This window comes from Streptomyces phaeochromogenes (genome assembly GCF_001418655.1).
In the GTDB taxonomy this organism is placed as follows: domain Bacteria; phylum Actinomycetota; class Actinomycetes; order Streptomycetales; family Streptomycetaceae; genus Streptomyces; species Streptomyces phaeochromogenes.
The window spans coordinates 13696-31105 of sequence record NZ_LIQZ01000269.1 but is presented as its reverse complement, the minus strand read 5'-3'; the positions used below and the strand labels follow the sequence as shown (position 1 = coordinate 31105).

Below are 17410 nucleotides of genomic sequence, written 5' to 3'. Positions count from 1 at the left end.
GCGTGGGGGTGCGCGCTCGTCGAGGGGCTGCTTCGGACCGTGGGGTGGCGTCGTCGGGGCGTGAACACGCCCCTTTCGCGCGGTTCCCGAGTGGCGGCCGGGGCTGTTTGGCTTTGACATGCAGCGCGTGCTGCCAAGTTGCCCGGACCAACACGAGGGTGCCGACCGGGCGTTCCCCCACCCGGCCTCCCTGACAGCGCGTCAGGTCCGAGCCGCCCGCACCCTTCCCGAGTCCCGATGCCCCCGACACCACCCTGTTCAGCCATGTTCGTGCGCGTCCCCTCACGTCCGCTCATGCCTTGGGAGGAAATGTGTCTGCCCCGGAAAGCTCGCCCGAAAGCGCCGCCGGGCCCACCGACGAACAACGCTTCACCAGCCTCGGCACCCAGGCGGCGCGTCAGCTCGCCACCACCACCAAGTCCGAACCACAGATGCAGGCCATCACCTCACGGTGGCTGCTCAAGATGCTGCCGTGGGTGGACATCAAGGGCGGCACCTACCGGGTGAACCGGCGACTCCAACTCCGCGTCGGCCGGGGCCGGGTGCAGTTCGAGCAGAACGGCGCGGACGACATCAAGGTCATCCCCGAGACGCTGACCGAACTGCCCGCCCTGCGCGGCTACTCCGACACCGCGGCCCTCAAGGAGATCTCCTCCCGGTTCCGGGTGCGGGAGGTGCGCGCCGGCCAGATCATCTTCGACGCCGGGCAGCCCGTCACGGAGGCCTACCTGGTCGTCCACGGCCGGTTCACCCGCTACACCATCGGAAAGTACGGCGAGGAGGAGGTCACCGGCGTCATCACGGACGGCGACGGAATGGGGGACGAGGCGATCGGCCAGGCCGACCCCCTGTGGCTCAACTCGGTGCGGGCCGAGACCGCGGGCGTGGTCCTGGCCCTCAACTGGGACTCCCTGAGGCAGTTCGTGGACCGTACCCCGTCCCTCGCCGCCCAGCTGGCCGCGTTCGCGGAGCAGCAGAGCAAACCCATGAACCGCAAGGGCGAGGCCGATGTCCCCGTACAGGCGGGTCATGTGGGCGAGCCGGTCCTCGCCGGCGGCTTCGTCGACTACGACCTCGTGCCTCGCGAGTACGAACTGTCCCTGACCCAGACCGTGCTGCGCGTCCACACCAGGGTCGCCGACCTCTACAACCACCCGATGGACCAGACCGAGCAGCAACTGCGCCTGACCGTCGAGGAGATCCGCGAGCGCCAGGAGTGGGAGCTCGTCAACAACCGCGAGTTCGGTCTGCTGCACAACGTGGACTACAGCCAGCGCGTCAGCACGTACTCCGGTGCCCCCACACCCGACGACCTCGACGAGCTGCTGTCGATGCGCCGCAAGACCCGGCTGTTCCTGGCCCATCCGAAGGCGATCGCCGCCTTCTTCCGGCAGTGCAACCGGCGGGGCCTGGTGCCCGGCACGGTGAACGTCGAGGGCCATGAGGTGCCCTCCTGGCGGGGTGTTCCGTTCTTTCCGTGCGGCAAGATCCCGATCAGTCCGCAGCACACCAGCAGCATCATCGCGCTGCGCACCGGAGAGAAGGACCAGGGCGTCGTCGGTCTCCACCAGACCGGCATTCCCGAGGAGTTCGAGCCCGGTCTGAACGTGCGGTTCATGGGCATCGACACCACCGCGATCATGAGCTACCTCGTCACCGCCTACTACTCGATGGCCATCCTCGTGCCCGATGCCGCGGGGATCCTGGAGAACGTCCAGGTCGGGCGGACCGCGGAATGAGCACACCGCCGGCTTCCGGTTCGCCGTCGCGGCTGCCCGGTCCGCCGAGCCTCGCCCGCCCGCCCCGGCGGGGCGGGGCGATCCCCGGGCTGCGGTACCGGCCCGTCGCCCCCGCCGACCCGGCCAAGGCCGCCGAGGTCGACCGCAGACTGGAGGAGTGGGCGCACGGGCTGGATCTGTTCCCGGCGGCGTGGAAGGGGGACTTCTCGGGCTTCCAGTTCGGCCGGGCCGTCGTCCTCCAGCATCCCTGCGCGGCCGACCTCGAACGCCTCACCTCGGCAGGCAAGTTGCTCCTCGCCGAGAACCTCGTCGACAACCTCTACTGCGAGGAGGACGAGGGCAAGGGCGGCTCACCACGCGGGCTGGGCGGCCGGCTGATCATGGCGCAGGCGGCACTCGATCCCTACCACGGCACTCCCGAGCTGGAGGAGGAGTGGCGCCGCGGCGTACGGGCCGACGGGCCGCTGCGCTCGTACCACTTCGCGCTGCGGGACTACGCCGTCCTCGCCACTCCCAGTCAGACCGACAGGTTCGTGCACGACATCGCCCGGCTGCATCTGGGCTACCTGGGCGAGGCCGCCTGGTCGGAGATCCGGTACGTGCCGAAGGTGTGGGAGTACCTGGTGATGCGGCAGTTCAACAACTTCCGGCCCTGTCTGTCGATCGTCGACGCCGTGGACGGCTACGAACTGCCCGAAGCCGTGTACGCGCGACCCGAGATCCAGCGGATCACCGCCCTCGCGTGCAACGCCACCACGATCGTCAACGACCTGTACTCCTTCACCAAGGAGCTGGCCAGCGATCCGACACATCTGAATCTGCCCCAGGTCATCGCCGCGAACGAGAAGCGCGGTCTGAAGGCCGCCTATCTCAAGGCGGTCGAGATCCACAACAAGGTCATGGCGGCGTTCGAGGAGGAGTCGGCGCTCCTGTCCGCCACCTCCCCCCTGGTCGAGCGCTACGCACAGGGACTGTCCGACTGGGTGGCCGGCAACCACGAGTGGCACGCCACCAACACCCACCGCTACCACTTGCCCAACTACTGGTGAAGCGCACTGAACTGACACATCGTCACACGCACCAGCATGAGGAGTCACCGTTGACCACCGCCCCCCACGCCTCCATCACGACAGCCCCGGTGCCGACCCAGTCCACGTACCAGACCCGCGTCGCGGACTACTGGAACGCCGAGGAGAACCCGGTCAACCTCGAACTCGGCAGGATCGACGACCTGTACCACCATCATTACGGCATCGGCGCCGCCGACCGGTCCGTGCTCGACGAGACCGACCCCGACCTGCACCGGGAGCGGCTCACCGCCGAACTGCACCGTCTGGAGCAGGAACAGGCCGTTCTCCTCTCCAGCCACCTCGGCCCTCTCTCCCCCGACGACCGTGTCTTCGACGCCGGCTGCGGACGCGGCGGCGGCAGTGTCGTGGCGAACCTGCGGTACGACTGCCACGCCGACGGAGTCACCATCTCCGCCAAGCAGGCCGAGTTCGCCAACGCGCAGGCCCGTAAGCGGGGCATCGACGACAAGGTCGCCTATCACCACCGGAACATGCTGGACACCGGCTTCCCGTCGGGCGCGTACGCGGCGTCCTGGAACAACGAGTCCACCATGTACGTGGAACTGGACCTGCTGTTCGCCGAGCACGCCCGGCTGCTGCGCCGCGGTGGACGCTATGTGACGATCACCGGCTGCTACAACGACGCGTACGGGCGGGCCTCCCGCGAGGTGTCCCTGATCAACGCCCACTACATCTGCGACATCCACCCACGGTCGGAGTACTTCCGCGCGATGGCCCGGAACCGGCTGGTGCCCGTCCACGTACAGGACCTGACCGCCGACGCCCTCCCCTACTGGGAACTCCGCAAGCAGGCCGACCACCTGGTCACGGGCATCGAGGACACGTTCCTGACCGCGTACAAGAACGGCAGCTTCCAGTACCTGCTGATCGCGGCCGACCGCGTCTGACGTACCCCCGAGGTACCACCGACGTACCACCGAGGAGTCGGCGCAGACCGGTCACCAGGACCGGTCTGCGCCGTGCCGTTGCCTGTGTCAGGGCAACTGGGCTGTCAGGTTCCCGTACTCCGTCGGCCGCTCCTACACGCGAACAGCCTCAACGGGGAGGGTCAGCGACAGGTGCGGCCAGGTGTGGATGTCGCGTTGCATCTGGCGGTCGTGGGTGGCGAGGACGATGGCCGCTTCGGTGGTGTGGAGAGCCTGGGTGAGTTCGTCGACCAGGGCGATGGACAGGTGGTTGGTGGGCTCGTCCAGCAGCAGGACGTGTGGGCGGGCGGCGAGGGCCAGGGCGAGGTCGAGTCGGCGCTGCTGTCCCATGGACAGCTCGGCCACGGCCTTGTTGGCGTCACGTGAGCTGAGCAGGCCCAGCGCGCCGAGCCCTGTCACCTCGCCCTCCTTGAGGACACCGGCGCTGACCAGTCGCGCGGTGTGCTGGTGGTGTTCTCCCCCGTCACCCTCAAGCGCCTCGTCGACGCGGGCGGCCTGACGAACGTCGGCGCGGAGATGGACCCCTCCCACCTGATGTGGCAGGGCATGGACATCGTCGCCTCCATCAAGTGGCTGGGCCCGCTGGTGTTCCACGCCGCCGCGAAGGACGCCACGCTCTGCGCCGGCGCCGACATCCGTGGCGTACTGGACACGTCGTTCACGCGCGTGCCCGCCGACGCGCCCGACAAGGTGCCCACCGGCTACGGCTTCTGGTGCAACGCCTGGCCCAAGAACCCGGCGTGGAAGTTCGTCGCCGTCGGCAACGGCAACGACGTCCCCTACTGGACCGAGTTCCTGCGTGCCCTCGCGGAGATCGACCCGGACATGGCCGTGAACATCGAGCACGAGGACGCGGCCTACTCCCAGACCGAGGGACTCGCGCTGGCGGCCAAGAACCTGCACAGCGCAGCCGCCGCGCTCCGACCCACCCGCGGGCCGCGGCTGCGGCCCGCCCGCGTCACCTGGCCCCGCGCCCGCCCACCGGGCGCGGGGCCCTGTCGTGTCCCGGGGTGGCCGCGCCGCCCGGGATCGGTGTGCGTGCCGGGCCTCCGGCGAGTACGTCCTGGATGTTGTCCACGGCGAGGTCCACCATCGCGGCCCGCGTGGCCTCGGTCGCGGAGCCGATGTGCGGAAGCGTGACCGCGTGGGGCTCGGCGACCAGCGGGGAGAGTTCCTGGCCCATGGGTTCGCGCTCGAAGACGTCCAGACCCGCCGAGTGGATGACGCCGTCGCGCAGGGCCCGCAGCAGGGCGTCCTCGTCCACGACACCACCGCGCGAGGTGCTGACGAGGGTGGCGGTGGGCTTCATGGCGGCCAGTTCGGCGGCGCCGATGAGGTGCCGCGTCTGCGGGGTGAGCGGGACGTGCAGCGAGACCACGTCGGCCTCGGCGAGCAGCGTGGGCAGGTCCACCGATGTGGAGAGGGCGTCGTCGGGCGCGTAAGGGTCGTGGTGGATGACCCGCATCCCGAAGCCCTGGGAGCGGCGCGCCACGGCTCGTCCGATCTGGCCGTAGCCGATCAGGCCGAGCGTGGCGCCGTGCACGTCCAGGCCCAGGTAGTCGTCCATCCGGAACAGACCCCACTGGCCGGCGACGAGCGAGTCGCGGGCGGCGCCGAGGCGCCTGCGGGCCATGAGGATGAGCGCGAACGTGAGGTCGGCGGTGGTCTCGGCGAGAACTCCGGGGGTGTGGGTGACCACGACGCCGCGTTCGGCCGCCGCCTCCCGGTCGACCGCGTCGTAGCCCATGCTCGCCAGCGCGACGACATGCAACGTGGGTCCGGCCGCGTCCAGCAGGGCGGCGTCCACCCGGTCGTTGCCCAGGGCCAGGACGGCGCTCGCGCCCTTCGCCAGTTCCGCCAGATCCCTTGGCTCGGGCTTGCTCGTCCCCGGCCACGCCACGACCTCCGCGTGGGACGCCAGGCGGGCGATTCCCCCGCCGGGGAGGGCGGCCCGGGTGGTGAGCACACGCTGCTTCATCTGTTTCTCCCGTACTTGATCCGCGTTTCACGAAATCAGTGACATCGATTTGACTCGATTCGATTCGTGAAGACGCTAGTCAGCACATACCAGAGCAACAAATAGCCAATTTGCGTGACGTCATAGAAAATCGGGATGCATTACTTCGACACCCCCGAAGAATCCGACGACGCCGAAGACTCCATCTCCGCGTCTCCGAAGGCGACATCCTCACCGAATTCCGTGATCAATTCATGGAAGAGGTCGTGCACGGCGTGCGCGGGTTCCGAGAGCGGCTGATGGTCGGAGGTGCACAGCGACAGTTTCACCGTGATCGCCGGATTGACGATCCGGCGTACCACCAGATTCTGTACGTCGAGGGTGGCGCGCGCCGCGGACCAGGGCAGGACCGTCGCCCCGACGTCCGCGCCCACCGCGCTGATCAGGGTCAGGACCGACTCGATCTCGCCGACCACCCTCGGTTCGAGGGAGGCGTGCTGGAACGCGGCGTCGACGACCTGTCTGATGGTGTGGATGCGGCTGGGAAGCAGCAGCGGGACGCCGGCCAGCTCTTCGAGGGAGACGTCGCCGTCTCCGGAGGGCACCGCCCCGCCCGGCGCGGCGATCAGGAACAGGTCCTCGGTGCGCAGCGGCTCGAACTGCACGCCCCGCAGCGGCCCGGCCCCGTAGATGAACGCCATGTCCATCCGGCCGGTCATGATCGCCTCGCTGATCACCCCGCCGAAGTTCTCGTTGATGTGCAGCAGGATGTCGGGGTAGCGCTCGCGCACGCTCCTGAGCAGGGGCAGCGCGAGGGCCGCGCCCATGCTGTAGGGGGCGAGGCCCACCGAGACGCTGCCCGCGGGCGCCCGTCCGGAGATGTCGACCGCCGCGTGGGCGAGGTCGATCTGGCGCAGGATGAGCTGCGCGTGCCGGTACAGCGCGCGGCCCGCTTCCGTCGGGGCAACCCCTCGTTTGCTGCGGATCAACAGCTGCTGCTTGAACTGGGCCTCCAGCGCCGACAGCTGCTGGCTGAGTGCGGGCTGCGCGATGTGCAGGATGTCCGCCGCGCGCGTGATGCTCCCGGCATCCACGATCTTTACGAACGAGTAGAGACGCCTGGTGTCCATGTGCGGCCTTCCAGCGGGGGCGGAGCCTCATGGTAGGCGCGGGGCCGCCGGACGACCCTTGGCGCGTGTGCTCGACGTCATACCCAACGGTGATTACGTCACGCACAACGGGTATTTGCCGCCTCCTCTCGTTCGGACTACGTTCACCGAAACGCGATTTCCAGGTCGCTCGAGCGAACGGCTCGCATATCTCGCAGGAAATGTAACGGCCCCGTTAATCCCTCTTTTCAGGCAGCGTACAGACGCTGCCCGGAGAGCGCCGGATCGGCAATGCGGCGCCGCCGTTTTCTTCTTCTGTCCGGAGGATGTCATGACGCACAGGGTTGATCTCGTGGCCGACCTCGGCGAGGGGTTCGGCGCCTACACGATGGGCGACGACGAGGCCCTCCTCGATGTGCTGACATCGGCCAACATCGCCTGCGGATTCCACGCGGGCGATCCACGGATCATGGACTCCACCGTCCGCCACTGCGTGCGGCGCGGCGTGGCCGTGGGCGCCCACCCCAGCTTTCCCGATCTCGTCGGGTTCGGCCGCCGTGCGATGGACGTGACACCGGACGAGGTCCGCACCGACGTGCTCTACCAGGTCGGGGCGCTCCAGGCGTTCGCCGTGTCGAACGGCACCGGGCTTCGGCATGTGGCGCCGCACGGCCGGCTGGGCAACCTGGTCGCGACCCGGCCCGACTACGCGGCGGCCGTCGCGGACGCGGTCGCCTCCCTCGACCCGTCGCTGATCGTGCTGGCCCAGGACGGCGAGCTCGCCGACGCCGCACGCGCCCGCGGTCTGCGGGTGGGCATCGTCGGGATCGCCGACCGGGCCTATCGCGACGACGGCACGCTGGTGCCGCGGAGCGAGCCCGGCGCGGTCATCCACGAGGAGAAGGAGATCGCCGAGCGGACGATCCGCATGGTGACCGAGGGCGTCATACGCAGCGTCGACGGGCGTGACATCCCCGTCGACTGCGACACCGTGCTGCTGCACGGAGACACCCCGGGCGCGATCTCCCTGGCCCACCGCGTGCGCCAGGACCTGCTCGCCGCCGACGTCGAGATCACGGCCCTGGCCGACGTACTCGACGGAAAGGCCGCCTGACATGGACAGCGGCACGGGCGTCGTGGACGGCGCCGACACCGCGCGCGGCAGCGTCGTGATCGTGGACTGCGGTGATTCGGGCGTCGTGGCCAAGGCCGTCGGCATGGACGCCGAGCGTGCCTGGCGGACCGTGCACGCCCTCGCCGACGCCTTCGACGCGGTGCGGCTGGCCGGGGTGCACGGCATCGTGCCCACCTACGACTCGCTGCTCGTCGAGTTCGACTGCGCCGACACCGATCACGACACGGTACGGCGTGTGCTGCGGCACGAGGCGGACCGGCTCGGCGAGGGTCCGGTGACGCCGCCCGCGGCCCGGCGTTTCGTCGTCCCGGTGGTCTACGGCGGCGAGTTCGGCCCCGATCTTCCCGTCGTCGCCGACCAGTTGGGGCTGAGCGAGCGGGAGGTCGTGGAGCTGCACTCCGCCGCGGACCTCACCGTCCGCTGTCTCGGCGCACCGGCCGGCGCCCCGATGATGGACGGCCCGGCGTTCCCCCGGCCCGTACCGCGGCTGTCCTCGCCCCGCATCCGGGTGCTGCCCGGCTCGGTCGCGGTGGCCGGGCGGCAGGCCGTGATCTGCCCGATGCCGTCGCCCGGCGGCTGGCCGCTGCTCGGCCGCACGCCCCTGCGCGTCCTGGAGGACCTCGACGCCGACCCGCTGACCGCGTACCGGCCCGGCGACACCTTCCGCTTCGTACCCATCACACCCGAGCAGTGGGACGACCACGCGGGCCGCTCCCTGGCGGTGTCGCATGGCTGACACCCTGAACATCCTCCGGGCCGGTATGGCGACCGTGCAGGATCTGGGCCGGTTCGGGCGCTCCCGCTACGGCCTGCCGGTGAACGGCGCGCTCGACCAGCACTCCGCCCGCGTCGCCAACGTGCTCTGCGGCAACGACGAGGGCGCGCCGCTGCTGGAGATCACCGCCCTTGACTTCAGCTGCACTCCGTCGACCGACGTACTCGTCGCGGTGACCGGCGCGCCCGCGGACCTGACCGTCGACGGTGTCGTACGACCGCGGTGGGAGCCCCTCTCCGTGCGGTCCGGCGAGACGATCCGCATCAGCGGGATCCGGAGCGGCATCCGGGTCTACCTGGCCGTGCTGGGTTCGTTCGACACCCCTTACCTACAAGGCAGTTGCGCCCCCGACACGATCCTCGGCTTCGGCCGCTCGCTGCGGGACGGGGACGAGCTCGGTCTTCAGCGGCACTGCCCGCCCGTGGACCACCCGGAGTACCGCATCCCGCTGTTCCGGCTGCGGGCACCGGTGCCGCGCCTGCCGACGCCCTGGACGATCGACGTGACCGACGGCCCCGACCTCGCCGAGTTCGGTGACACGGCGGACCGGCTGTTCCGGTCGGAGTTCACCGTGAGCCCGCAGAGCAACCACATCGGACTGCGGATGGCCGGTGACGTGCCCCGGCGCGTGGCAACCGGCGAGGTGCTCTCGCGCGGCGTCCCCGTCGGCGCCGTCGAGGTCCCCGCGGGCGACGAGCTGCTCGTCCTGCACCGTGGCCGCGGCGTCACCGCCGGCTATCCGGTACTGGCCGTCGTGACCGCGACCGGCCTGTCCTCGCTCGGCCAGGTCGGACCGGGCCAGACCGTCCGTTTCCGGCGCCGGACCGTCGCCGAGGCGGTGGCCGCCCACCGCTCCCAGCGAAACGCCGTCCACGCCCTCCAGAACCGGGTGCGCACCGTCTTCGACGCCCTGCGCATCCCCTCGAGCCCCGCACGCACCGTCCCCGTCTCCCCGTAACCTGCCTGCAGACAGGAGAACGTCATGAGTACCGTGGCCGCTCAGCCGGTGCCGAACACCGTCGATCCGAAAACCGCGCGAAAAGTCACCCTCGCCGGGTGCGTGGGTATCTTCGCCGAGCTCTACGACAACGGGATCTTCGGCTTCATGGCGGGCACCCTGGCCGTCGTGTTCTTCCCGAACGCGGACAACGCGACCGCCGTCCAGTTCGTCTTCCTCGGCTACGCCGTCTCGTTCTTTTTCCGCCCGCTCGGCGGGATCATCTGCGGCCACCTCGGCGACCGCATAGGCCGCCAGCGGATGCTCGTCTTCGTCATCATGCTGATCAGCGTCGCGACCGCGGCGATCGGCATCCTGCCGACGTACGCGAGCATCGGCATCGCGGCCCCGGCGCTGCTGATCCTGCTGCGTGTCGCGCAGGGCTTCTCGGTCGGCGGCGAGGCCTCCGGCGCGATGAGCTTCCTCGCCGAGCACGCCCCCGAGGGCAAGCGCGGCCTCTACACGAGCTACGCCCAGATCGCCTCCTTCCTCTCCCTGCTCACCGGCACCCTGATCGCCGCCGCCATGACCAGCGGCCTCGGCCAGGACCGTATGGAGTCGTGGGGCTGGCGCATCCCGTTCCTGCTCGCCGTGCCGCTCGGCATCACCGGCATCTACATCCGCAAGCGGATCAGCGACACCCCCAACTTCACCCGCCTGAAGGAGACCGGCGGCCTGTCGAAGAACCCGCTCAAGGAGGCCTTCTCCTCCCCCGAGCACCGCCGGGCCATGCTGCTCGCCCTGTTCATCCCGCTCATGAACGGCTCCGGCTACTACGTCCTGTTCAGCTACATGCCGACCTTCATGAACACCGAGCTCGACTTCAGCAAGGTGCAGGGTCTGCTCGTCACCGCGACCAGCCTGGTGGCCATCTCGATCGCCATCCCGTACATGGGCAGCCTCTCCGACCGCATCGGCCGCAAGAAGGTCCTCGCGGGCGCCGCCGTCGCCATGGCCATCGCCGGCATTCCCTGTTACCTGCTCATCGGCACCGGCAGCGTCCCGCTCGCCATCCTGGGCGCCTGCATCATGGCGGTCATCTTCGCCGGCCACACCGGCGTCATCCACGTCATGCTCGTCGAGCTCTTCCCCACCCGCGTGCGCTACTCCGCCTACGGGCTCGGCTACAACGTCTCGGCCGCCCTCTTCGGCGGTACCGCTCCCCTGCTGATGACCTACCTCATCGACAAGACGGGCAACGTCAACATGCCCGCCTTCTACGCGGTCGTCACCTCGATCGGCACGCTCATCGCCGTGTCCCGGGTCAAGGACAGGGCCCACCTGCCGCTGCGCGACGCGTAGCCCGGCGGAACGCCCTCACCCCCCACTCTCTTTCACCCCCCACCTCTCTCCAGGATCTCTAGGAGTGCATCCACATGCCCTTTTCCGACTACAACACCGCCCTGGTGACAGGAGCCTCCACCGGAATCGGAGCGGTGGTCGTCGAGCGGCTGACCAAGCAGGGGCTCGAAGTCCACGCCGTCGCCCGTAACGCCGAACGCCTCGAAGACCTCGCCCGGCGTACGGGCTGCATCCCGCACGCCGTCGACATCACCGACACCGCCGCCCTCGCCGAGACCCTGCGGGGCATCGAGGTCGACGTCCTGGTCAACAACGCCGGGGTCTCCCGCACCGGGAACATCCTCTCCGCCGACGAGTTCGCCGTGGACGAGCAGATCGCGGTCAACCTCCAGGCCGTACTGCACCTCGTCCGCCTGATCATGCCCGGGATGGTCGAGCGCGACCTCGGGCACATCGTCAACATCAGCTCGATCGCCGGCGTCTACAACTTCGGCGGGAACACCGTCTACCACGCCACCAAGGCGGCCGTGCACACCCTCTCCCGGCAGCTGCGCGTCGACGGCTACGGCCGCCGGATCCGCGTGACCGAGATCTGCCCCGGCCGGGTGGAGACGGAGATCTTCGGCCGGCTCCTCGGCGACATGGAGGAGGCCCAGAAGCAGTTCTACGACGGCTACGAGTCGCTCAAGCCGGAGGACATCGCGGACGCCATCGAGTTCGCCGTCGGCTCGCCGCGCCACGTGAACATCGGCCATGTCGAGATCCTGCCGACGTTCCAGGTGCCGGGTGGCCTGAACTTCGAGAGGCGGACCGACTGACATGACGACGGCAACGAGCTCCACGACCGCCCTGCGCGTCCAGCGCATCAAGCCCTCGGCGAGCACCGCGGCGGCCCAGCGCGTCCGCGAACTGAAGGCACAGGGACTCGCCATCCTCGACCTGACTGTCGGCGAGCCCGACTTCGACACCCCCGAGCATGTGAAGGCAGCCGCCGTCGAGGCGATCCGGCGGGGCGACACCAAGTACACCCCGGTCAACGGCACCCCCCAACTGCGGGCCGCCATCGCCCAGAAGCTGGAGCAGCGGCACGGACTGCGCTACTCCGCCGACCGGATCGCTGTCGGCGGAGGGGCGAAGCAGGTCATCTTCCTCGCGCTGATGGCCACGCTGGACACGGGCGACGAGGTGATCGTCCCCGCTCCGTACTGGGTGTCGTATCCCGACATGGTCCTCGCCAACGACGGCACACCGGTCGTCGTGCCCTGCCCGGAGGAGGAGGGCTTCAAGCTGACTCCGCAACGGCTGGAGTCGGCGATCACCGACCGGACCCGCTGGGTGATCCTCAACGCCCCCGGCAACCCCACCGGAGCCGCGTACACGGTCGACGAACTCCGCGCCCTGGCCGATGTGCTGCTCGCGCACCCGCACGTCCAGGTGCTGACCGACGAGATCTACGACGAGATCTGGTTCGAGCCGGGCCGGGTCCCCAGCCTCGCCGCTGTCGAACCTCGCCTGACCGACCGGGTGTTCCTCACCAACGGTGTCTCCAAGTCGTACGCGATGACCGGCTGGCGGATCGGCTACGGCGCCGGCTCCGCCTCGCTGGTGGCCGCCGTCAACACCCTGCAGTCGCAGATCTCGTCCTGCCCGTCGTCCATCAGCCAGGCCGCGGCTGCCGCCGCCCTCACCGGCGACCAGGATTTCGTACGCGAGTGTGTGGCCGTCTACCGCGGCCGTCGCGACGTGACCGTGAAGCTGGTCGACGACATCCCCGGTCTGTCGTGCACCCCGCCCAACGGCGGCTTCTACGCCTTCGTGAACTGCACGGGCGTACTGGGCAAGCGGACTCCGACGGGTGAAGTGATCGGCTCGGACGAGGACTTCGCCCGCCATCTGCTGGAGTCGCAGCAGGTGGCGGTCATCCACGGTGCCGCGTACGGATCACCGGGCTACTTCCGGATCTCCTTCGCGACCTCCACCGATGTCCTCACCGAGGCCTGCGAGCGCATCGGCCGCGCCTGCGCGGACCTGTCCCCGGCCGATCCCTCCTGAATTCCTGCCCGCCCCTCCTGAAGACCCGAAGGAGCGTCATGATCCGCGTCAACACGAAGTTCGACCGGCCCGACCCGGACCTGGTCGAGCAGTTGAGCAAGTACTCCGCCGCCACGATCCACGAGGCGCAGGGCCGCCTGGGTGCCCTCGACTCGACCATCAAGCCGGTCGACCCCGCGATGTCGCTGTGCGGCCCCGCGTTCACCGTGCGCTGCGCTCCCCGCGACAACATCATGTTGCAGGTCGCCATCGCCCACGCCCGGCCCGGTGACGTCATCGTGGTCTCCGCCGGCGAGTACGCCGAGGCGGGCTCCTTCGGCGACGTACTGGCCAACGCGTGTGTCGCCAAGGGCCTGGGCGGCCTGGTCACCGACACCGGCGTCCGGGACACCCGGGAACTCCGCGAACTCGGCTTCCCGGTCTTCTCGTACAGCGTCTGTATGAAGGGCACCGTCAAGGAGACCGTGGGGCCGATGGCCGAACCGGTGCTGATCGGCGGCGAGATCGTCCATCCCGGCGACGTCGTGCGCGCCGACGCCGACGGCGTGGTGGTGGTACGGCGCGACGACCTGGCGGACGTCGTGCGCAAGTCCCAGGAACGGGTCGAGGCCGAGGACGCCTACATCGCGGCCTACCGCTCCGGGAAGAGCGTCATCGAGGTCAGCAACCTCGCCGCCGTCCTTGAGGCGAAGGGGCTCGTCATCGACGCGTAGCCGCCCGCCTCCGCCGCTGCGCCCGGGCACAGCAGTCCGTGAGGCTTGTCGGAGGAGTAGGCTGGGGTTACCGAGAGTACTTCGCGCACCGGCCTCCATGCTCGTGTCGTTTTCGGCGATTGACTACCCCGGGGCCGGTTCCGACCGCCCGGAGCAGGGTTCGCATCATGACTGCGACCGTTTCGTACGCGCCGACACTCGAAGACCGGCCTTCTCCTCCAGCTCTGCGTATGTCGCTGGCTCCCGCCGGTTCCGCACCGGCTCTGCTGGACGGCGCCTGGTGGCCCCGCTCCCGCGACCTCGGGGCGGAACTTCCCGCACTGACCGCCGTACTCGATTCTCTGTGGGGGCGGATCACCAGGGTCACGGTGAATCCCGCACACTGGCCGACCGTCCCACGCAAAGTGCCCGTCGCGGGCCATGTGGTGAAGGTCGGCTCGTTCATGGCCCAGCAGGACCCGCACCAGATGCTGCTGCTCTCCTACCGCGTGGGCCGCTGGGACCTGCTGGTGATCCCTCCGCAGACGAATCCCGTCGCGGCGGCCTGGCTGCTCGCCGCCGCGAGCGATCCGATACGTACGTCGACCGCCAGCGAACTGATGGCGGAGGCGGCGCACCTCGGCACAGTGACGGAGACCGACCGGGCCGTGGAGGCGGTCTGGGACTCCGAAGGAGGCCATGAGGCCGGTGGCCTGCCCTCAACTCCCCGGATCCCGGCAGTGGTTGCTCCGGTAATCGGCACATCGGCGGTCGCTCTTGCGACGCCGCGTCCGGCGAAGGAGGTGTGACGGCCATGGAGACCTTCGTGACCGTAGTGGTGATCGTGGCGATGGTCGCTCTGGGCGCGTTCCTGATCCATCGGCTCAACAACCAGCACGACGAGCGCATCGCGGCGTTCCGCTTCAGCCGCTCGCTGCCGGCTGTACGGGGACCGGCGCCATCAGCTCCTGAGCAGGTTCCGGGTCGCGCCGCGACGAGCGGAGCGGGTGATCGACGGAGCCATGACGGCGGAGGCCGTGGGCGACTCCGGTCCTGGGCCTGGGCCCGCACACAAGGGAAGTGAGTCGTCATGGACCCCGTCCAGCTCCTGGCGGACACCAGCAGTGAGCCGGTGCGTCCGGGCACCGCGGTGCTGCGGTTGGAGACGACCTCCAGGCGCACGGGGACGTTCGACGGCGCATGGTGGCCAAGATCCCGCGACATCGGAAGCCAGCTGTCCGGCCTGCTCATCGCCTTGACGGCCCGCCTCGGCACGATCTCCCGCGTCGGCCTCGACACGAGCGGCTGGGACGAGACCCCGGGCCATCTGGTCGTCGCCGGGCACACGGTCCACATCGACTGGTCCGCCGTCGGGGACAGCACGATGATCGTCACCCGGGGCGCCCAGGACCACTTCCTGTTCCTGGTGGTCCCTCCCCAGACGGCCCCCGGCCCCGCCCACACCGCGATGGCCATGGCCGTACGGGACGACAACGCCGTCTCGGCCGAACATGTCCTCGCCGCCGCCGGTGTCACCCCGGCCGCCCGGACCGTCGTACCGTCCCGCTCTCCCGGCTGACCACGCACGGCTGACAACTGACGACTGACGGCTCCGGCAGGAGCGGCAGCGCTCAGCCAGTGGCACCACCCGCAGCCCATGACCCCGGCCGCCGCACCACGGACAACAGGCCGGGGTCTTCCCGTGCCGAGTGTCTCCCGGACCACTCGGGTCCGGGAGACAGCCTCGACGTGAGGATGTGGGAACCATGGGTGTTCGTCCCAGGCGGAGGACATGAGCGGGAAACTGGCGGATCCGTACGTTGCCTCCCGCGAGATGCCGCACCGGGAGCCGCACCGGCTGGCCAACCGAGCCGACCAGGCCAACCGAGCCGACCAGGCCAACCGAGCCGACCAGGCCGACCGGGCCGACCGGGCCGACCGGGCCGACCGGGCCGACCGCCGGCGCTTTCTCAAGCGTCTCGCCTCCGATGCCTGGACGCGGTGGCCCTCGTGAGGCCCGGCAGTCGCTCGGACCGGATACAGGTGCTGGTCGCCGAGCAGGCGGCCCGGCGCGGCGCCCGGGCCGGCGTGGTGGACGTGTGCACCGCGGCCGTGGCCGCGCTGCCGGTCGGCGGGGCCGGGCTGTCGGCGATGTCCCGGACCGCGGCGAGCCATCCGCTGTGCAGCACGGACGACATCAGCGCACAGCTGGAGGAGCTCCAGCTCACGCTGGGCGAGGGACCGTGCGTGGACGCCTTCGTACGGGGTTCCGCCGTCTTGACGCCCGATCTGCTCACCGGTGAACTGCAGGAGCACTGGGCCGTGTTCGCCGACGCGGCTCTGGAAGCCGGAGCGCGCGCCGTCTTCGCGCTCCCCTTGCAGATTGGTGCGATCATCCCTGGAGTTCTGGACCTGTACGCCGACGTGCCGACCGTGCTCGACGCCGAGCAGCTGGCCGACGCGCTGGCGTTCGCCGATCTCGCGACACTGCTCCTGCTCGACACGCAGATCGTCGAGGCGGACCCCACGGGTGGCGGGCCGGCGCCGGAGCGAGGCTTCGAGGACCTGGGCACGTACCGGGCGGAGATCGACCAGGCCAGCGGCATCCTCACCGTCCAACTCGGCGTCGGTATCGAGGAAGCGTTCATCCGGCTCCGCGCCCACGCCTATGTGCAAGGGCTCCGGCTCGCCGACGTGGCCGCCGACGTGGTGGCCCACCGGCTCCGCCTCTCCCCCGACGCGGAACCCGACCGGACCGACGAGGAAACCTGACGCATCGGTGCCGTCCGACGAACGTGCTGCACTTCCCGCCCCTCCCCGGCGGGAATAGTCTCAACCGAGGGTGTCACGATGAATCAGCAGCTCCTGGCCAAGACGTTCGTCGAGCTGGCCGACAACCTGGTCGCCGACTTCGACCTCATCGACTTCCTGCGTCTGCTCACCGACCGCTGCGTCGGCATGCTCGGCGCGGGCGCCGCCGGGGTACTGCTCGCCGACCGGGACGGCAAACTGCGGGTGATGGCCGCCTCCGACGAACAGGTGCGCCTGCTGGAGCTCTTCCAGCTCCAGAACGACGAGGGCCCCTGCCTGGAGTGCTTCCGCACCGGCGCACCGGTGATCGTCCCCGACCTGACCCGCGAGGTCGACCGCTGGCCGCGCTTCGTCACGGCGGCCCATCGCAGCGGGTTCGGCGCCGTGCAAGCCCTGCCCATGCGCCTGCGGGACGAGGTCGTCGGCGCGCTGAACCTGTTCCGCGCCACCCCGGGCCCCTTCGACCCGGCCGCCACACTCATCGCGCAGGCCCTGGCCGACGTCGCCACCATCAGCCTTCTGCAGCAGCGCACCACGCACCGCAGCACCGTCCTCAACGAACAACTCCAGACGGCGTTGAACAGCCGGGTGCTGATCGAGCAGGCCAAGGGGAAGCTCGCCGAGCGCCAGAACATCGACATGGAACAGGCCTTCACCGCGCTGCGCGGCTACGCCCGCTCCCACAACCGTCGCCTGGTCGATGTGGCCCGCGCGTTCATCGACGGCTCCGAACCCCTCGTCGGTCTGGGCGCCTGACCGTCCGGGCCCGCACCCCGGCAGTCACCCCATGTCACCTGTGCATGTCTCACCCCGTGCACGCGTCA

The 17410-nt window shown here is 69.7% G+C and carries 19 protein-coding genes; 16 read left to right on the top strand and 3 right to left on the bottom strand.

The genetic code is table 11. The features are described 5' to 3' along the window. Positions 1-311 precede the first annotated feature (311 nt). The 3 genes from AOK17_RS31645 to AOK17_RS31635 are packed head-to-tail and all read left to right on the top strand — an operon-like array spanning position 312 to position 3717. The gene (locus AOK17_RS31645; protein ID WP_055616004.1) at positions 312-1739 is read left to right on the top strand and encodes a family 2B encapsulin nanocompartment shell protein; all 1428 of its coding nucleotides are present in this window, start codon (positions 312-314) and stop codon (positions 1737-1739) included. Further along, positions 1736-2788 (top strand): family 2 encapsulin nanocompartment cargo protein terpene cyclase, encoded by a 1053-nt coding sequence (locus AOK17_RS31640; RefSeq protein WP_055616003.1) that lies wholly within the window; start codon positions 1736-1738, stop codon positions 2786-2788. Before AOK17_RS31645 ends, AOK17_RS31640 begins: the two co-directional genes overlap by 4 nt. Positions 2789-2838: 50 nt before the next feature. Continuing rightward, positions 2839-3717: a geranyl diphosphate 2-C-methyltransferase gene (locus tag AOK17_RS31635; protein WP_055616002.1), complete on the top strand. Its 879-nt coding sequence runs from the start codon at positions 2839-2841 to the stop codon at positions 3715-3717. A 132-nt stretch (positions 3718-3849) separates the two neighbouring features. Here the strand turns inward: AOK17_RS31635 and AOK17_RS52645 are convergent, their stop codons facing one another. From AOK17_RS52645 to nac, 3 genes are all read right to left on the bottom strand, one after another. Beyond that, positions 3850-4155: an ATP-binding cassette domain-containing protein gene (locus AOK17_RS52645; RefSeq protein WP_063997321.1), complete on the bottom strand. Its 306-nt coding sequence runs from the start codon at positions 4153-4155 to the stop codon at positions 3850-3852. Positions 4156-4714: 559 nt separating this feature from the next. Continuing rightward, positions 4715-5734, bottom strand: coding sequence for a 2-hydroxyacid dehydrogenase (locus AOK17_RS31625; protein ID WP_055616000.1), 1020 nt, complete (start codon positions 5732-5734; stop codon positions 4715-4717). A gap of 140 nt (positions 5735-5874) precedes the next feature. Continuing rightward, positions 5875-6843 carry a nitrogen assimilation transcriptional regulator NAC gene (gene nac / locus AOK17_RS31620; RefSeq protein WP_079053385.1) on the bottom strand — a complete coding sequence of 323 codons (969 nt, stop codon included), beginning with the start codon at positions 6841-6843 and terminating at the stop codon, positions 5875-5877. Positions 6844-7153: 310 nt separating this feature from the next. On the opposite strand from nac, the gene AOK17_RS31615 reads away from it, so the two are divergent. From AOK17_RS31615 to AOK17_RS31560, 13 genes are all read left to right on the top strand, one after another. After that, complete coding sequence (locus tag AOK17_RS31615) at positions 7154-7936, top strand: LamB/YcsF family protein (RefSeq protein ID WP_055615999.1); 783 nt, start codon at positions 7154-7156, stop codon at positions 7934-7936. 1 nt (position 7937) lies between these two features. Then, positions 7938-8693 (top strand): 5-oxoprolinase subunit B family protein, encoded by a 756-nt coding sequence (locus AOK17_RS31610; RefSeq protein WP_055615998.1) that lies wholly within the window; start codon positions 7938-7940, stop codon positions 8691-8693. Then, the gene (locus AOK17_RS31605; protein ID WP_055615997.1) at positions 8686-9690 is read left to right on the top strand and encodes a 5-oxoprolinase subunit C family protein; all 1005 of its coding nucleotides are present in this window, start codon (positions 8686-8688) and stop codon (positions 9688-9690) included. The genes AOK17_RS31610 and AOK17_RS31605 overlap by 8 nt, the downstream gene beginning before the upstream one ends. A gap of 24 nt (positions 9691-9714) precedes the next feature. Continuing rightward, positions 9715-11031 (top strand): MFS transporter, encoded by a 1317-nt coding sequence (locus tag AOK17_RS31600; protein WP_055615996.1) that lies wholly within the window; start codon positions 9715-9717, stop codon positions 11029-11031. A 74-nt stretch (positions 11032-11105) separates the two neighbouring features. Then, positions 11106-11849 (top strand): SDR family oxidoreductase, encoded by a 744-nt coding sequence (locus tag AOK17_RS31595; protein WP_055615995.1) that lies wholly within the window; start codon positions 11106-11108, stop codon positions 11847-11849. Position 11850: 1 nt separating this feature from the next. Next, entirely contained in the window at positions 11851-13083 is a 1233-nt protein-coding gene (locus AOK17_RS31590; protein ID WP_055615994.1) for an aspartate transaminase, read from the top strand. A 38-nt stretch (positions 13084-13121) separates the two neighbouring features. Beyond that, entirely contained in the window at positions 13122-13796 is a 675-nt protein-coding gene (locus AOK17_RS31585) for a 4-carboxy-4-hydroxy-2-oxoadipate aldolase/oxaloacetate decarboxylase (RefSeq protein WP_055615993.1), read from the top strand. Between the two features lie 167 nt (positions 13797-13963). Beyond that, complete coding sequence (locus AOK17_RS31580) at positions 13964-14584, top strand: DUF5994 family protein (protein ID WP_055615992.1); 621 nt, start codon at positions 13964-13966, stop codon at positions 14582-14584. A 5-nt stretch (positions 14585-14589) separates the two neighbouring features. Further along, positions 14590-14859 carry a hypothetical protein gene (locus AOK17_RS31575; protein ID WP_055615991.1) on the top strand — a complete coding sequence of 90 codons (270 nt, stop codon included), beginning with the start codon at positions 14590-14592 and terminating at the stop codon, positions 14857-14859. 6 nt (positions 14860-14865) lie between these two features. Next, complete coding sequence (locus tag AOK17_RS31570) at positions 14866-15354, top strand: DUF5994 family protein (protein ID WP_055615990.1); 489 nt, start codon at positions 14866-14868, stop codon at positions 15352-15354. A 213-nt stretch (positions 15355-15567) separates the two neighbouring features. Next, entirely contained in the window at positions 15568-15789 is a 222-nt protein-coding gene (locus AOK17_RS49055) for a hypothetical protein (protein WP_079053384.1), read from the top strand. Continuing rightward, positions 15786-16547, top strand: a complete 762-nt coding sequence (locus AOK17_RS31565; protein WP_079053387.1) for an ANTAR domain-containing protein — start codon at positions 15786-15788, stop codon at positions 16545-16547. The genes AOK17_RS49055 and AOK17_RS31565 overlap by 4 nt, the downstream gene beginning before the upstream one ends. A gap of 78 nt (positions 16548-16625) precedes the next feature. Beyond that, positions 16626-17342: a GAF and ANTAR domain-containing protein gene (locus AOK17_RS31560; RefSeq protein WP_055615989.1), complete on the top strand. Its 717-nt coding sequence runs from the start codon at positions 16626-16628 to the stop codon at positions 17340-17342. Positions 17343-17410 lie beyond the last annotated feature (68 nt).

Bases quoted from the DNA above. Each gene is read 5' to 3' on its own strand.
- AOK17_RS31585 (WP_055615993.1), top strand. From the start codon at position 13,122: ATGATCCGCGTCAACACGAAGTTCGACCGGCCCGACCCGGACCTGGTC.
- AOK17_RS31575 (WP_055615991.1), top strand. From the start codon at position 14,590: ATGGAGACCTTCGTGACCGTAGTGGTGATCGTGGCGATGGTCGCTCTG.
- AOK17_RS31605 (WP_055615997.1), top strand. From the start codon at position 8,686: ATGGCTGACACCCTGAACATCCTCCGGGCCGGTATGGCGACCGTGCAG.
- AOK17_RS31615 (WP_055615999.1), top strand. From the start codon at position 7,154: ATGACGCACAGGGTTGATCTCGTGGCCGACCTCGGCGAGGGGTTCGGC.
- AOK17_RS31560 (WP_055615989.1), top strand. From the start codon at position 16,626: ATGAATCAGCAGCTCCTGGCCAAGACGTTCGTCGAGCTGGCCGACAAC.
- AOK17_RS49055 (WP_079053384.1), top strand. From the start codon at position 15,568: ATGAGCGGGAAACTGGCGGATCCGTACGTTGCCTCCCGCGAGATGCCG.
- AOK17_RS31600 (WP_055615996.1), top strand. From the start codon at position 9,715: ATGAGTACCGTGGCCGCTCAGCCGGTGCCGAACACCGTCGATCCGAAA.
- nac (WP_079053385.1), bottom strand. From the start codon at position 6,843: ATGGACACCAGGCGTCTCTACTCGTTCGTAAAGATCGTGGATGCCGGG.
- AOK17_RS31610 (WP_055615998.1), top strand. From the start codon at position 7,938: ATGGACAGCGGCACGGGCGTCGTGGACGGCGCCGACACCGCGCGCGGC.
- AOK17_RS31590 (WP_055615994.1), top strand. From the start codon at position 11,851: ATGACGACGGCAACGAGCTCCACGACCGCCCTGCGCGTCCAGCGCATC.
- AOK17_RS31580 (WP_055615992.1), top strand. From the start codon at position 13,964: ATGACTGCGACCGTTTCGTACGCGCCGACACTCGAAGACCGGCCTTCT.
- AOK17_RS31595 (WP_055615995.1), top strand. From the start codon at position 11,106: ATGCCCTTTTCCGACTACAACACCGCCCTGGTGACAGGAGCCTCCACC.
- AOK17_RS31570 (WP_055615990.1), top strand. From the start codon at position 14,866: ATGGACCCCGTCCAGCTCCTGGCGGACACCAGCAGTGAGCCGGTGCGT.
- AOK17_RS31625 (WP_055616000.1), bottom strand. From the start codon at position 5,734: ATGAAGCAGCGTGTGCTCACCACCCGGGCCGCCCTCCCCGGCGGGGGA.
- AOK17_RS31640 (WP_055616003.1), top strand. From the start codon at position 1,736: ATGAGCACACCGCCGGCTTCCGGTTCGCCGTCGCGGCTGCCCGGTCCG.